Origin of the sequence: Rhizobium aureum (genome assembly GCF_030182495.1) — a bacterium.
Taxonomy (GTDB): domain Bacteria; phylum Pseudomonadota; class Alphaproteobacteria; order Rhizobiales; family Rhizobiaceae; genus Rhizobium; species Rhizobium tropici_C.
The window spans coordinates 1-14,907 of sequence record NZ_JAQJCI010000034.1 but is presented as its reverse complement, the minus strand read 5'-3'; the positions used below and the strand labels follow the sequence as shown (position 1 = coordinate 14,907).

Annotated in this window: 16 protein-coding genes and 1 pseudogene; 14 read left to right on the top strand and 3 right to left on the bottom strand. The window is 57.0% G+C overall.

Annotated elements, in window-relative coordinates:
* The first annotated feature begins 99 nt into the window (after window positions 1–99).
* The 7 genes from PH552_RS33120 (at window position 100) to PH552_RS33090 (ending at window position 7,632) form a co-directional block, all read left to right on the top strand.
* Window positions 100–1,155, top strand: coding sequence for a helix-turn-helix domain-containing protein (locus PH552_RS33120; RefSeq protein ID WP_113251494.1), 1,056 nt, complete (start codon window positions 100–102; stop codon window positions 1,153–1,155).
* A 279-nt stretch (window positions 1,156–1,434) separates the two neighbouring features.
* Window positions 1,435–1,806, top strand: coding sequence for a lysozyme inhibitor LprI family protein (locus tag PH552_RS33115; RefSeq protein WP_113251493.1), 372 nt, complete (start codon window positions 1,435–1,437; stop codon window positions 1,804–1,806).
* A gap of 262 nt (window positions 1,807–2,068) precedes the next feature.
* Window positions 2,069–2,773, top strand: a complete 705-nt coding sequence (locus PH552_RS33110; protein ID WP_113251492.1) for a lysozyme inhibitor LprI family protein — start codon at window positions 2,069–2,071, stop codon at window positions 2,771–2,773.
* A 252-nt stretch (window positions 2,774–3,025) separates the two neighbouring features.
* Window positions 3,026–3,850 carry a lysozyme inhibitor LprI family protein gene (locus PH552_RS33105; protein ID WP_113251491.1) on the top strand — a complete coding sequence of 275 codons (825 nt, stop codon included), beginning with the start codon at window positions 3,026–3,028 and terminating at the stop codon, window positions 3,848–3,850.
* Window positions 3,851–3,878: 28 nt separating this feature from the next.
* The gene (locus PH552_RS33100; protein ID WP_113251490.1) at window positions 3,879–4,292 is read left to right on the top strand and encodes a lysozyme inhibitor LprI family protein; all 414 of its coding nucleotides are present in this window, start codon (window positions 3,879–3,881) and stop codon (window positions 4,290–4,292) included.
* Between the two features lie 370 nt (window positions 4,293–4,662).
* On the top strand, window positions 4,663–5,652 hold the full coding sequence (locus tag PH552_RS33095) for a DUF4424 domain-containing protein (RefSeq protein ID WP_285166662.1): 990 nt from the start codon (window positions 4,663–4,665) through the stop codon (window positions 5,650–5,652).
* A 72-nt stretch (window positions 5,653–5,724) separates the two neighbouring features.
* Window positions 5,725–7,632 (top strand): DUF4344 domain-containing metallopeptidase, encoded by a 1,908-nt coding sequence (locus PH552_RS33090; protein WP_113251488.1) that lies wholly within the window; start codon window positions 5,725–5,727, stop codon window positions 7,630–7,632.
* A 1,431-nt stretch (window positions 7,633–9,063) separates the two neighbouring features.
* Here the strand turns inward: PH552_RS33090 and PH552_RS33085 are convergent.
* Window positions 9,064–9,987 (bottom strand): LysR family transcriptional regulator, encoded by a 924-nt coding sequence (locus PH552_RS33085; RefSeq protein WP_285166661.1) that lies wholly within the window; start codon window positions 9,985–9,987, stop codon window positions 9,064–9,066.
* Window positions 9,988–10,064: 77 nt separating this feature from the next.
* Here PH552_RS33085 and PH552_RS33080 point away from each other — a divergent pair, with 77 nt between their 5' ends.
* The 4 genes and pseudogenes from PH552_RS33080 to PH552_RS33065 all read left to right on the top strand — a co-directional run.
* Complete coding sequence (locus PH552_RS33080) at window positions 10,065–10,778, top strand: SDR family oxidoreductase (RefSeq protein ID WP_113251486.1); 714 nt, start codon at window positions 10,065–10,067, stop codon at window positions 10,776–10,778.
* A gap of 4 nt (window positions 10,779–10,782) precedes the next feature.
* Window positions 10,783–11,157: a VOC family protein gene (locus tag PH552_RS33075; RefSeq protein ID WP_113251485.1), complete on the top strand. Its 375-nt coding sequence runs from the start codon at window positions 10,783–10,785 to the stop codon at window positions 11,155–11,157.
* A 24-nt stretch (window positions 11,158–11,181) separates the two neighbouring features.
* On the top strand, window positions 11,182–11,616 hold the full coding sequence (locus tag PH552_RS33070; protein WP_285166660.1) for an ester cyclase: 435 nt from the start codon (window positions 11,182–11,184) through the stop codon (window positions 11,614–11,616).
* Window positions 11,537–11,713 (top strand): annotated as a pseudogene (locus tag PH552_RS33065) (DUF302 domain-containing protein); the annotation flags it as partial. The gene PH552_RS33070 and the pseudogene PH552_RS33065, both read left to right, overlap by 80 nt.
* 39 nt (window positions 11,714–11,752) lie before the next feature.
* Here the strand turns inward: PH552_RS33065 and PH552_RS33060 are convergent.
* On the bottom strand, window positions 11,753–12,400 hold the full coding sequence (locus PH552_RS33060) for a VIT1/CCC1 transporter family protein (RefSeq protein WP_285166664.1): 648 nt from the start codon (window positions 12,398–12,400) through the stop codon (window positions 11,753–11,755).
* A 520-nt stretch (window positions 12,401–12,920) separates the two neighbouring features.
* Between PH552_RS33060 and PH552_RS33055 the strand changes: the two genes are divergently transcribed.
* From PH552_RS33055 to PH552_RS33045, 3 genes are all read left to right on the top strand, one after another.
* Complete coding sequence (locus PH552_RS33055; RefSeq protein ID WP_113251482.1) at window positions 12,921–13,754, top strand: universal stress protein; 834 nt, start codon at window positions 12,921–12,923, stop codon at window positions 13,752–13,754.
* Between the two features lie 76 nt (window positions 13,755–13,830).
* Window positions 13,831–14,004: a protein-tyrosine phosphatase family protein gene (locus tag PH552_RS33050; protein ID WP_162737063.1), complete on the top strand. Its 174-nt coding sequence runs from the start codon at window positions 13,831–13,833 to the stop codon at window positions 14,002–14,004.
* A 197-nt stretch (window positions 14,005–14,201) separates the two neighbouring features.
* Complete coding sequence (locus PH552_RS33045; RefSeq protein WP_113251480.1) at window positions 14,202–14,540, top strand: hypothetical protein; 339 nt, start codon at window positions 14,202–14,204, stop codon at window positions 14,538–14,540.
* Between the two features lie 82 nt (window positions 14,541–14,622).
* Here PH552_RS33045 and PH552_RS33040 read toward each other — a convergent pair.
* Window positions 14,623–14,907, bottom strand: a 285-nt coding sequence (locus PH552_RS33040; protein ID WP_285166659.1) for a transposase, incomplete at its 5' end; no start/stop codon positions are given.

The following is a 14,907-nucleotide window of genomic DNA, read 5'->3' as shown; positions in this document are numbered from 1 at the left end:
GGATCAAAAGGAATTGATTACTGCCCCGATGAAACGTTGCGCCATCGCGAGGCCATATTGTGCTCCAAGCGAAACCGACTTCGAGCATCACGGATTAACATGATGGATCAAACAAATATTACGGTACTAAATTACTCTACGCGCGAGTATCCGGTTCAGGAACGGTTCGGAATGTGGGTCGACAAGAACCACTGCGACAACAGGCTGACCAGCGATCCCGACATAGCGTTCGACGCAAGCGCCAGTGGAGCGGCGCTAGGGCCGTTCATCCTGTCGAGCAGGAAGTGGCTCAATCGAGGACATAAGGCTCGTTATGAAATGTCGCGAACTCGCCGACAGATCAGGACGGACGGGCAGGATTTCTATCGATTCACATTGCTGATCAGCGGCGAGTTCCTTTCGCGGACAGCGTCCGATCAGCCGATAAAATCACGGGGCGACCTCTTCCTGCTGGATGCAGCGCAGACAAACGAATGCCTCATAGAGGCCGGTGAAGCGATTTCCTTAGTGGTTCCAAGGGCTATGCTCCCGGACAGTACCGCTGCTGCCCATGGAGCGACAATCACGGGAGGGATAGGGCGGCTTCTGGCCGATCACCTGTCCTCGCTGTTCGCCAATTTGAGCCGGTTGAGGATGGCTGACATCGATTATGTCGTGCGGTCGACCCACCAACTGTTGATTGCCTCCGTCTCCCCGACGCCGGATGCGATACAAGTGGCAAGTGCGCCGATCCGTGCCGCGCTGGTTAGCAGGGTCCAGCGTTATATTGATCTCCACCTGCTCGATCCCAATCTCACACCGGATCGGATCTGTCGCGACGTCGGTGTGTCGCGAGCAAAACTCTACCAATTGTTTGGGCATCAAGGCGGCGTGATGCGCAAGATTCAGGCGATGCGACTGCGTCTGGCCCGCGACAGTCTGGCAGATCGATCGCTCGCACATCTTCGTATCGCGGAAATCGCCTGGAACCACGGCTTTTCGAACGAGCGATACTTCCATCGGCTGTTCAAGGCGGAATTCGGCCACACCCCCCGGGAAACGCCCGACCAGATGTCCGAGCGCGGAGCGCCGTCCGGCGCTTGGCGGCTGACGTTGGCGAAAGAACACCCGGAGTCTTCCGGCTGGACCCTACCGTTTGGCGTTCCCAATACTTAAAAATCATGTCGGGCTTGGTGCCAGTTCGCACAGCTGGACAGGTGGTGCTCATTTGTGGACCGGAAGAGACAGCTTCGGCCTTCCACTCAATCGGACGTACAACTATGCCTCAACCGAATGGCGACGACCGACCGTCTGCGAAACCCTTAAAAGGCGGTATCTGCCACTGATCGGCCGTCAACGTCAGCGCTGCTTCTATCATGGCAACGTCACGTTCATTGACGCCATTTCGAACCTACCGGCCCCTATGACACGGGCCACGACCCAGGAGACACGACCATGAACTATTTACGCGGTGGAGCTTTACTCACCCTCGCCGTCTTGCTGAGCAGCTTCTTCACAAGCACCGGCCACGTCAAGGCAGCCGGTTTCGACTGCCGATATGCCAAAAGCCATGTCGAGAAACTCATCTGCGCGAACCCCGAGCTGTCCCGGTTTGACTCGCAGCTGAAGGACTTGTTCGTCGAGGTCCAGAACGAGACAAGCGGCCATGACGGCGAGACCGGCGCACTCATCGACCCGATCGGCGACGAGCAGCGCCAGTGGCGCGAAACGGTCCGGGACCGGTGCCCGGACGTGAGCTGCCTTCGGAAGGCCTACACCGCGCGCATCCGTCAGGTCAAAGAGAAGTGGGCCGACTCCTTACAGTAGATCGGCTTCCATTCAACGAACATCCGCGATGTCATAGAAAGCAAAGAACAAGTGTCGATGATAACGAGATGGACGGCGCGTTTGGCTGTAATTCTGATCGTAGCGGTGACGCAAGTGCCGCTACTGCCTATTGACGGCGCAGACCACCTAACGTCAATCAGAGGCGCTTATCGCGGCGGCGGTTGCCTTTAAATGTCTATCTACCGTTGCATCTCACTTTACAATCCCGTCTTCACTGAAATCAGGATATCAGGACTGCCAAATGCTTCGAGCCACATTCAGCCCGCATGCCGCCATTTTCGCACTCGTCGTTCTTTCCCCCCATGTTTCTTTTGCAGGCACGAAGCCTTCGTTCAATTGCACCAAGTCTGACTCGACGGCGGAAAAAGCCATTTGCAAAAACAACGAGCTGGCTGCATCCGATGCCGCGATTGCCATAGCGTATAAAAAGCTTCAAACCACACTCGATCCAAAGGCGGCAGCAGCGCTTGCGGAAGATGAACGCTGGTTCGTCGGCACACGTGATGCGATAGCCGAGGCTGCGGAAGGAATGGCGCGCTCGGATCTCGGTAGCGTCCTGAAGGATCGGCTTAAATTTCTGAAAGCCATCAACCCGCATCCACCCGTCGATTTCGCCGGCTCATGGCACAATGTCGCGGGCGGCTTCGACATCACGGCGGCGCCCGATGGAACGCTGACCATAAACGGTAACGCCGCGCATCCGGTGACTGGCAACTGGGTCTGCGAGTTCAATGGAAGCGCTAAACCGGACGGCGCCGCCCTGGTCGTCAAAGACGAGAATGATAAAGGCGACGATAACTCTGCCGCCCTGAGACTCACGCGGGACGGCGCTGCGTTGAAAGTGGAAACCATACCCGCAACGACTGCCGCCGACGGCACATCGCCTTATTGCGGTGTGAACGGATCCTTTGATGGTCCATATTTCTCGGTTCCCGCCGGCTATTAGTAGCCGCTGCCAAGACGTCCGATCGGAAAGCCACGTCGCGCTTAGGGCAATCGCTCGTTAGATATTCGAAGCAAACACCTGTGATGGCGTGATTCCGTAGAGCGTGGGCCCATGAAATAGTTTGCGGGTGCACTGTGCGGTGGAGCCGCGTCCACAACAAGTGCACCCACATCTCAATCTCAAGAAAGACCCTACAGTGTATAGCTCTGGCGAGATATTTGCAGCCGGATAGAACTTCGAGGAGCAGACCGGATGCCCAGCCATCAACTCAGGAAGCATAGCCGATTTGCAACGATTTGTCTGATGATGGTCTTCGGCACGAGCATTCCGGCCCGGGCAATCGACTGCACAAAGGCCAGCGATGCCATCGACAAGAGGATTTGCGGCGATGCAGGCCTGAAGGCGGCCGATGCCGCCATGGGGCAGGCCTATAGCGCGCTTCTGAAATCTGCGCCGGACGCCGAGGTCCGTTCAATGCTTGTCAACAGCCAACGCCGCTGGGTTGCAGCCCGCAATGAGTGGTTCAGCAGCAATCCAGGCGATCACCCATTGTCGGTCCGCGAGCTTCGCAAGGCCATCACGGATCGAACATCCGGGCTTGCCGACCGATCGGATAAGGGCTTTGTTGCTCAGGCGGAGGCCCAGCGCCGGTTTCTCACAAAATATACCGGCGGGGCGTTTTCCGGCTTTGACGTGAGCTGCGAATTCATTCCAGACGACAATAAGCAGAAGAGCTTTTCCTATCAGTGCACCGGCGCCGTTCACGTGCGGAACGGGGATCGAGTTTGCAGCCTAAGCGCGGAGTTCGCATCCTGGGCCCTCTACCAATATTACGGTGTCAGCACCATTGCCGCAGAGCAGGCCAAACCCGCCGCATTTTGCGGTGATCAATCGGGAGATATCTGTGAAAGTGGCAAGAACGGCAAATGGGATCTCGACCCCGATCCCAACCACTTCCCCGTCCCGAAGAGAGACCTTCCGAAACTCGACGCCGAGATCGACTGGCCGCTGGCAGAATCCGACGCCACTTGGTTCGACCGGTGCCTGGCCAGCCCGACTTATCCGCCGGCGCAGTAGACGATAGCATTCCTGAAGGACCGCACGGATGAACATTGCAACCGCGTTCATGACGGGTGTCGGACGCATAATCCAGGTCGGGCTGGGCTTTTGCGCTCTGCTTGTCGCCGGATTGCTCTCGACGTCGACTCCGGCCGTGAGCACCGGCTTCGACTGCAAGTTTGCCAAAAGCAATGTCGAAAAGCTGATCTGCGCAGATGCCGGCCTTTCAAGGCTGGACGGGCAGATGAATGCGCTGTTCGACAACATCCGGAAAGAAACGGCCGGGCGCGATGGGGAGACCGGAAAGATCATCGATCCGGTGGACAGGGAGCAAACGCTCTGGCGCAAGACGGTCCGCGACAAATGCCGGGATGTAACCTGCCTCACGACAGCCTATGCCGCGCGTCTGTCTGATATGCAGAAGAACTGGGCCGAAGCGCTGGAGCCGTCCGACCAATGAGCGCCTATTGTATCTCATGGACCAATTCATTGCGACCAATTACCGCTGGAGTCGCTATTCCCTCGCATATCTCGGCTGGGCGTTCACAAGCACGTTCGAAAAGAATCCGGCGCTTCCCGGCTCCTAAACGATCCGCCGGTAGCGCGGATCATGCCGAAGGATGGTCCGCCTCCATCGCGTGCCATTACAAAAATGGACGCAAGTATACCTTTGCTGGACGCCAGGATATCCATGCGGCGGCGGCGCTCTGATAAAGCCTGCAGGCTTTGCTTGCACATCCTCGGCAACGTCGAGAGTTGAGGGCGATCAGGAATAGCCCCATTTTGAAAGATGAGTCATGCGCTTTATTCCATTTGCCCTTGGCGCCTTGATGCTCCTCCCTACACATGCCTTCGCCGACGACAGCTCGGCGACATTGGGGACCGGTGGTCTCGTTCTCCAGAAAACAGACAAGATCGCGCTCGTCTCCGAGGAGCTCTATTTGTCGCCCACAGGCATTCGCATTTCCTATCGCTTCCGCAATCTGACGAATGCGGACTATGCCACGACCATTGCCTTTCCGATGCCGGCCTTTCCGGGCGGCGGGTCCAATTCCACGACCGTCGTTCCCGACCCCGCGAACGACAATTTCATGAAATTCAAGACAGTCGTCGACGGGCAGCCCGTTCCTTCGCAGCTGGAACAGCGCGCCTTCCTCGTTGCGGATGGGCAACCGGACGAGGAAATTACGGATAAACTCAAGGCACTGCACATATCCCTGGTGCCAACGGTGGAGGCAAGCGAAGCGACGATCAGCCGCTTGTCGAACGCCCAACGCAAGGAGCTGGTGGATGCCGGTTTCTTCGATGCCGGCGAAGGCGACTATACCGGACAGCCAACCACTCTTTATCCGCTTTGGACGCTGCGTTCCAAATATTGGCGGCAACAGACCTTTCCCAAGGGAAAAGACGTCATCGTGGAACAAAGCTATGTCCCGGTCCTCGGCAGCCAATCCACCCTGTCGCTGGGTTCCCCGGATATGGGCAGCGACCAGCTCAAACATTACCGCGACACCTTCTGCACCGATGAGGCCTTTCTGAAGGCAGCCCGCTCGCTTTACAAAAAGCTCGGCGACCCGAACCCGACCTTCCAGGCTTTCGAGCAATATCTGTCCTACGTCATAACGTCTGGCGGCAATTGGGCGGGGCCGATCGGCGAGTTCAAACTGATCGTCGACAAGGGCGATCCCAAGACGCTGGTATCCTTTTGCGGCGACGGCGTGAAGAAGATCGGCCCGACCCAATTCGAAATGGATATCAAGAACTACACACCCAAGCGCGACATTGATGTGCTGCTGCTTAGAACCGTGCCGGCTCAATAAACCTGTCAGCAAACGCGGCGCCTGCATGAGCCTTTCGTGACAGCTCCCATGGAAAACTGGAATTCGCGCAGAATGAACTTCGCTTTGAAGCTTGATTTTTCGAAGACTGCGATCTTCGCCCTCGCCCTGGCTTCCGCCATTCCCTGTGCGGCTTGGCTACAGCCGGCATTTGCACAGCTGTCGGCACAGGGCAGGCAGCTCGATCAAGCCAGCTCGGATTCGATCGAGAATGCTCTGAACATATGGGAGAAACGCCTCACCCAGGAAGGCCTGATCCTGCTCGGCTACTATACCGGTTTTGCGGATGGCAACTTCGGGCAAGCGAGCCGCAATGGCATTGCCAGCTACCAACGCGATCACAATCGTGCAACCACCGGCATGCTGTCGCCGCTGGATGCGCTCGAATTATCCCAAGCGGCCCTTGATGTCCGCAAGCAGCTGCAGTGGCAAAGCCTTGACAATTCCAAAGCCGGCCTGACCATCTCCTATCCCGCCGGGCTGCTTACAGAACGGCAGGATAACAGTCTCGGTGGCGAGACGTTGGAAGCGAGAAACGGTTCGATTTCGTTGAAGACCGCGCGTTTTCCCAACAGCGACATCACTAAGCTCGACAATCTGTTCCAGAGCCTCTCCGCGGAGCAGGGCAGCACGATCACCTATCAGTTCAAGCGGCGAAACTGGTTCATCGTGTCAGGAAAATCGGGAGATCGGAACTTCTATTCACGGTTCGAGCAGCGGAGCAATGAAATCCGTGGCTACGATTTGACCTGGAATGACGACAAGAACGACAAGCTGGTGCAAAATATCTCCGTGCTCATATCCAACGGCTTCTATCCCTTTGGCGATGATTCCGCCGATGGCGAGCCAAGCTATCCGACGCTGGTAAAGCTCGCGGATCTGGCGAGCGCGAACGACAATAATAATAAACAAACAAGCCAGAACGCCTCTTCGGACAGGTCAAGTACGCCTGAACAGCCGCAACAAGGGCAGTCGCAGCAGGCCGACACGTCCTCCGACACACCGACCAAGCGGTTGAGCGACGACAAGGATGGTGTGACGGAACAGAAGGACAATGCGCTGCCCCCGCCTACCGACGGCACGCTGATTACGACAGACGGCAAGGGCCTGCGTTTCGTCTATCATTATTTTCCGCCGCAGGATTCCAATTTCAACTACGCCTATCAGTGGGCTGTCGATACTCACCTGTTTTCCAACATTCCCGAAATCGACGGCCTCGACGGGCTCTTCGTCACTCCGCGCCCTCTGCATTACGTGACGCGGCAATGCGGCACCATCAACGCATTCTATAACAAGGAAAACGGCGCGGTATTTCTCTGCTACGAGATGATCGATAGCTTGCTGCAGATGGGTCAAGCCCTGTCAAAGGGAGCTTCCGACCCCAAGGCGCTGACGATCGAGTTTGTGCGCGACAATCTGCGTTTCATTCTCCTGCACGAGTCGGGCCATGCATTGATCGACTTGCTGGATCTTCCGGCCGTCGGACGCGAAGAAGATTCCGTCGATCAGCTGGCAGCCGTCATGCTGCTTTCCCATGTCGACGACAGGGAGAGCAAGAACGACATAACCCGTGTCCTGCAGCTGGCGTCGATATGGTTCAAAGTCAACAGTCAATCGACGAATACCCAAGATGTGGCGGCTTTTGCCGATGAACATTCGCTTGATGCCCAGCGCTACTTCAACCTGCTATGTATGATCTATGGGCTTGATCCGAATGATAACGGCGCAATCGTCGACAATGGGATGCTGCCCAAGGAGCGGGCGGCGCGTTGTCCCGATGAAGCCTCCAAGATCAATCGCTCCTGGGCAAGATTGTTGCTGCCGCATTTCTCGCCGAGATTCGCGCCGAAGTCGGACAACGATAATGCAGGCGACCGACAGATTAACTCCACAGCACAACAGCCTGCGGCAGACAATAATCCTCTCGAATGGGACGGGAAATCTAATCCATTCTCCAAATAGCAATGGGTGTCAGCAGCGAGATACGGGGGGGCGCTCGCTTGCGTTTGGCCGATGCCAATTTGGCGCCATGATCAATGGCCTGATGCCATCGGGATCTATCAAAGGTGCTCTCATGGCGATCAACCATCGGCTCCTGGGTCCCCGCCCCGTCGCCGTTGAGGATCAAATCCCTATCGCCTTTTCGATGGGAGTAGCAGCACGAGGCCAAGTCAGCCCCGGAGCAGTCGGTCGCCTTGATGATGCCGCTTTAGCGAATAGCGTCGCCTACGAAATCCTGATGGCCGGGCGGCGGGCTTCCAAACGGCTCCCACCCCTTGGCCATGATCTACTTGACGCCAGATGGCAGGGTGACGGGTAATTGGCAAAGTGCCGCGGCTTACCAAGCTACCTAAGGCTGGCGCTCTGCTGCCGATTATTCCGCCCGTTAGCCGGACCAATGAAGTTATTGACTGGAGCAACAGTGCTGATCGTGAGGCTTCTGACCATGCCGCACTATATTTTAGGACGGAAGATGACCTTCACAGGATCGTTTTGGCCGGAAACGTATGTTTGCGGGCCGTAGCTGAGATTAAATTTAGGATGCCATGCCCTGAGCTGTGTTTCCGAAACCCATTCGAGCTCGAGCTGATCTTCCGGTGAATTCACGCTAAATTGTTCGATCGCATTTACAGATGAGTGACAGACACCGGCCCTCCCAGCCTCTAGAACAGTGGCCTGGACCTCCTCGCCCCGCGCTAGGGTTCCGACTTGTGGGCATTTCCGTACCTCAACGTGATATCGTTTGCTCGGCGAATAGACGTCGGCGATAACCTCGTTCGGCTGTGTCGCGCAGGATGCGAAAGAACCGAGAGTGAGAAGTGGAAGCAACGTCGCAACTTTCATCGGAAGCCCAGAGGCAATATGAAACACGACTGATATTCGTGATGATGCCTTAAGGGTTGTTGCAGCTCTGCAACTGGACGTCGACAGGTTCAATTTGGTTGCAGGTTCGGCGATCTTTTGCGGACAACGTGAGCGGCAATAGTCATTCCAATTAAGTTTCATTCTATCGGTGTTCCTAGAAGTCCAGCTCCAGACCATCCAAATCGTGCTGATCGGCGATGGGACAAGAGTTTGCCGTGTGCACGATCGTCCACAACAAGTGCATTTGCGTTTGGATTTCAACATTGGACTGGAGGGAAGTCCCCGTGGAAACTAACTATTCCCTGCGGTACGATGAACGCTCCATCCAAGCAGGGACTAAACCTTGCTGGCGCCGTCTGCTTGCCGTTCCCGATTTTTGGCCGGCATCCCGATTGCGCAATTTGCTCAAGCTACCCGAAGCTTTTGATGAGATTGGAACGGTCGGCCACCAGTAACCCTTAAGTCGCTGAAACATCTAGACAGCGCCGCATACGCGCTTATTTGCGACCTGACATAGCCGCCTCGATTTTAGAATCGAAGCGATGCGCTCGATGACTTCAGTCTGCTAGCTAAGAACTCAATGCAAATCCTCACCTTGGCGGCTGCAAGCCGGCTGTGCGGGAAAATGACGTGGATTGGTGCCGCAGCAAGATGAACGTCGGGGAGGACAATCTCCAGCTTGCCGCTTTCGATATCGTCCTGGACGTCCCAGATCGATTTCAGGACAAGCCCGGCTCCGGAAAGTGCCCAGCGGAGCGCAAGCTCGCCATTGTTGGTCGTGAGCCTCCCCATAACATTTGCGCTGCGGCCATCGGCGAAGGTCCAGTGATTGTTTGGCGGTTCGCCAAACGCAATGACCTCATGGCGGGTAAGATCTTCGATTGTTTCGGGCCTTCCACGGCGATCGAGATAGGCGGGTGCTGCGCAGATGACGCGCCTGTTCGGTGCAATCTGCCTGGCGACCAGACTGGAGTCGGCAAGCGCACCAAAGCGTATGGCAAGGTCATAGCCGCCTTCGACGATATTTGTCAGGCTGTCGTCTGTGTCGAGATGCACGAGCAGGCCCGGATGCATCTCCTGGAATTCGCTGAGCAACGGCGCGATCCATCTGATGCCGAATGCGAAGGTCGATGTAACCTTCAGCGTGCCAATCGCCTTATCCCTTCCGCTCGATGCTTCCGTTTCCGCATCACCGATCTCCGCCAGGATCTGGACGCAGCGGTCATAAAACCTCGCACCTTCATCGGTCAGCGCCAGAGACCGCGTCGTCCGGTTGACCAGCCGGACACCCAGCCGCTCCTCCAGCCTCGACAGCTTGCGGCTGATCACGGTCAGCGAGAAGTTCAGCTCGCGCGCAGCACCTGACAGACTGCCCGCCTGAACCACCCGCACGAAGACCAGCATGTCGAGAAAGTTGTCGCTCATATTCTTGCTGATATCGCAAGAGACCATCGACAACAATCTCCATTATCGCAAGTACGTTCCAGCGCTAGTTTACCGTCATCGAAACCAATCGCGGAGAGATGGACATGGCATCGTTGAACCAGAAGCGCATTCTCGTCATCGGCGGCAGCTCGGGCATCGGGCTTGCAGTCGCCCAGCAGGCGCATGCTGCGGGAGCCGCTGTCACGATCGCGTCGCGATCGGCAGACAAGCTCGGGAAAGCCGCAGCGTCGGTCGACCCCTCGATGGCCACAGTCGTGCTCGATACCGGCGACGGGTCTGCGATAGAAACCTTCTTCGGATCCCATGATGCCTGGGACCACATCGTCGTCTCCGCAGCCCAGACGCCCAGCGGTCCAGTTCGCAAGCTCCCGCTCGACGACGCGAAGAAAGCCATGGAGAGCAAGTTCTGGGGTGCCTACAGGATCGCGAAAGCCGCACGGATAGCGGAGCGCGGCACGCTGACCTTTATTTCCGGGTTCCTGAGCGAGCGTCCATCGGCCTCGTCGGTCCTGCAGGGCGCCATCAACGCCGCATTGGAATCGCTCGCCCGAGGTCTTGCCCTGGAGCTGTCACCCGTCCGGGTCAATGCAGTTTCACCAGGCCTGATCGATACGCCGCTCTGGGCCAAGATGGACGAGGCGAACCGCACGGCGATGTTCGAGCGCGTCGCCGGCAGTCTGCCTGCCAAGACAGTCGGCCAGCCCTCCGATATCGCCAACGCTGTTCTCTTCTTGATGACGACGCCCTTTGCCACCGGATCGACCGTGCGTGTCGATGGCGGCGGCGTGATCGCGTGAAGCCATGCAGCTTGATCATGTGACGCTAAGGACCGCGGATCTCGAAGGAACCCGACAGTTCCTTCAAGACCTGCTTGGGCTGACGGTCGGCTTCCGACCGAACTTCAGCTTTCCCGGGTACTGGCTTTATCTTGGCGACGAACCGATCGTCCATCTCATCCCCGGCAGCGGAGCGCCCGTTGCCCGGGACGCCGAGACGATCGACCATGTCGGGTTCCGCCTCGAAGGATACAGCGCCTTCCGCGGCAGGCTGGATGCTACCGGGATCCTTTACTCCACCATGGATCTTCCCGAGCTCGGGGAACGGCGGCTGTTTGTCCGCACCCCGGGGGGCATTCTTCTCGAACTCGTCTTCCGGGACGACCTCGAAACCAACTGACCAACCGAAACAGGATTGAAGACAATGATCAAGAACGCTGTGACAGGCGGCCTTGCGGCTGCCGCTATTGCAATTTCCCTGTCAGCTCCGGCCTTCGCCGCGGCACCGCTGAAGATCGACGACATCGTCCATTCAGCGAAGCGATCACACGCCGAGGCTTCGGCGGAGACGGCGGCCCGGCATTTCTACTCGTTTTGGAACACCGGAGACGAGGCGGATCTCAAGGCTGCGATCTCGCCATCCTTCACCGACCATACGCTGCCCGACGGCCGTCCGCAGGGACCCGATGGCCCGGCATTCGCGTCGAAGACTTTCCGGGTAGCTGTTCCGGATCTGTCCGTCGAGGTCCGCAAGATGGTGTTCTCCGGCGACTACGTGACCAAAGGTAGGAGCCATGTTGCCTTGCAATGTGATCGTGCGGACAATTGGCGCTGGCGGAGTAATGGTCAGCGCAATTGACCCCGTGGCATCCATGCGGGCCATCGACAACGGTAAGCTGGCGATACTGGCGGGAAACGTGCGTTCGATGCTCGCCGAGGTGATTGCTGAACTCTAAGCATCTGCGCGAAGGCATCGGCTCGAGGAGGCGGTTCGGCTAGACCGCCATGCCAACAAGCGCGCCGATCCCTGCCGTCAGGACCATGGCGAAGGCACCCCAGAAAGTGACCCGAACACTCGCCTTTAGAACGTCGGCTCCCCCCGCCTTCGCTCCGATGGCGCCGAGAAGCGCCAGAAAAATCAGCGATGCGACGGCAACCGAGTAAATCAGGGTCCCTGAAGGGAAAAGGACGACCATGAGAAGTGGTAAGGCAGCCCCCACGGCGAAAGTTACTGCCGAGGTCAGGGCAGCTTCGATCGGCCGCGCCGCCATATGCTCGATAATTCCAAGCTCGTCGCGCGCGTGGGCGTCCAGAGCATTGTTCGCCGTCAGTTCGACAGCCACCTGCCTTGCCAGATCGTAGCTAAGGCCTCTCTCGACGTAAATATGGGTCAATTCGTCAAGCTCAGCCTGGGGCCGAGCTTGAAGCTCCAAGCGTTCGCGAGCAAGATCGGCCGCTTCGGTGTCCGCCTGCGAGCTGACCGAGACATATTCGCCCGCCGCCATCGACATGGCGCCTGCGACCAGGCCCGCGACCCCCGCCACCAGTACCTGCGATGCTCCAGCCGACGCGGAGGCGACACCCATAATAAGACTGGCAGTCGAGACGATGCCATCGTTTGCACCTAGGACAGCCGCCCGCAGCTAGCCAATGCGGGAGACAAGATGGTTTTCGGAATGCATCCTGCTCATACATTCACCTCGATCGCCGAAAGTTTTTGCAAGTACTCGCTATCATTGGAGCAAAAGTGAGAGGCATTTAACAGAACGGGTGCGCTAATAATCATTAGAGAGTCTTTCAAACATCTTGGTAAGGTAGACATGAGCTCGTGAAGCTCTTCAGATTCAGGACCCTACTCAGCCGCCGCCAGTATTTTACCGCATTGACCATAGTCAATTCCGTCTCGTGCAGCGTCATAACGTTCGTCCGATCCGAGTGAGGGCCGATCCCATCGGGCAGGCTGGCGATATTTCCGGGGCGCCTCATGGTGAACGGAATTCTCTGTTGGCCACTGTTGATCGCCCTCAGCGGCGCACGCCTCCAGCGCGGGAAGTTGATCCCATCGCTAAGCATAACTGATGCCGGCGCATGCGTTAGATCAATGCGATCTGCAACGAAGAACGCTAGATCTTATATCGTGAAAGACAGGGAGATTGATCAGACATGACGCCGCAGTATTTTCTTCCGCTGGCGACGTATCCCGATCCAAGTTCCGGATTGATCATTTCGAATGCCATCTCGTTCGCCGAATTCTGTGGCGCCAGCCTCAACGTCTGCGCTCAAAGCGCCCAAATTCCACACATCTCTCATGCGTGGTCATCGTTGCTGCTCGATGCGCCAAAGATGATCGAGCGCGCTGAAAGCTTAAGCTGTGATCGGGCAGCAACATTGATCGCCGCAGCGGAAAATCTAGGGGCGTGCGCCAAAATCAAGTTGTCTACCCGAACGTTGAAGACCGCCCTGCCCATGCTGCACGAAACAGTGGCCACGCAAGCGCGCTTCTTCGATCTGGCTATTCTTGAATGTATCGCCGGTGTCCCTGACACGCGCATCGTTGCGGAAGCCGTCATATTCGACTCAGGCCGACCGGCCATCATTTTTCCCAACAGGACTGTAGTCGGCAAGATCGATCATCTGGTGATTGCATGGGACGGGAGCCGCGCAGCAGCTCGCGGCGTCAGCGATGCTAACCCGTTTATTCGGAAGGCTAAAACCGTATCGGTTCTTTCGGTTACGGGAGAAAAGTCGCTGTCAGCCGACAGCGGATCTCGCCTTGCTGAAATCTTGAGGTCGAGTGGCGTCAGTGCCAGGGCAATGGTCGTGCAAGCTGGCGCGTCATCCATCGGCCAGAGCATCCAGCAGGCTGCGTTGGAACTTGGTGGTGATTTTCTGGTCATGGGAGCATTCGGACATTCTCGATTGCGAGATTTTGTCTTGGGCGGGGCGACTGACAGCGTCTTGGAGGAGCCGCTCTTGCCGGTCCTCATGTCACATTAATGAAACGGCACACCAGCGGCTATCGCGTAAAGGTGGAAATGGGTGCTTTTTTATCTCGATCCAGGCTTCATTCTGAATGTCGACCTCAATCTCCTGGAAGATCGCTCGTTTAGTTGCGATGCTGAACTCTGCGCAGAACCCCATTCTTATTCGCTGCCAAAGCGGTGCCGGTCGTACCGACCTCGTTTGCGCCATTTACCTCGCGGTGATTGAGAAGCAGGACGAAAATGCGGCTGAAGCGCAGCTCTAGATCCGCTATGGACACATCGGAATTCCGACGTTGAACCAAGCCCATGCGATGGATCAGAGTTTCGAGGAGGCTAAAGGAATGTTGCGCTACTCGGACACTGTATGGGACAACTTCCTGAAGAAGATTTCCTGATCCCGCCGCGGCGCCCCGCTGCCTTGGCTCTCTTGCAAAGCCGTCACCTGTTGGTATGATCTCGCATGGAATTCGCCCCCGTCGTCCACATTCTTGCCTGGTTTTCACTTGCGCTAGTCGTGCTGGCCACGGTGGCTCCGATCCGCGCGAGGCAATTTTCTATTTCCACTATGAATACAGAGGGCATTTTCCTGTTTGGGTTAATGGGTTTGCTCTTCGTCGTAGCCTACCCGGACAACCGGCGCGTCATCGCGATTTTTTGTATTCTGGCCACCGCCGCCAGTGAGTCATTGATGTTGATCTTTCCAGGTCGACAACTTCTAGTTGAACGTTTGATCATAAAGCTCCTCGGCGCAACTGTCGGGCTGCTAGTTGGCGGTATCCTGATGCGAGTAGTGCATTAGGTGCGGCAATTTGTGCATCTGCACTGTAGGAATTGCAGGACGCGGTCCTCTGAATATGTTTACGGCATCTTACGGCGTCGACTCATAAACTCTGGCACCATATTCTTGCAGCGACGAGCTTTACAGCGGCGAGGTAGTTTTCCGGACGCTTGTCATACCGGGTTGCGATGCCTCGAAACTGTTTGATCCTGTTGAAGAACCGTTCCACGAGATTGCGTTGTCGATAGACCCAGCGGGAGAACACGAAGGAGCCTTTCCGGTTTGTCTTCGGCGGAATATTGGCCCAGGCCTTTCGCTCGGCGGCCTTAGCCCGGATGGCATTGCTGTCATATCCCTTGTCGGCCAGCAGGATATCTCCTTCACCCAG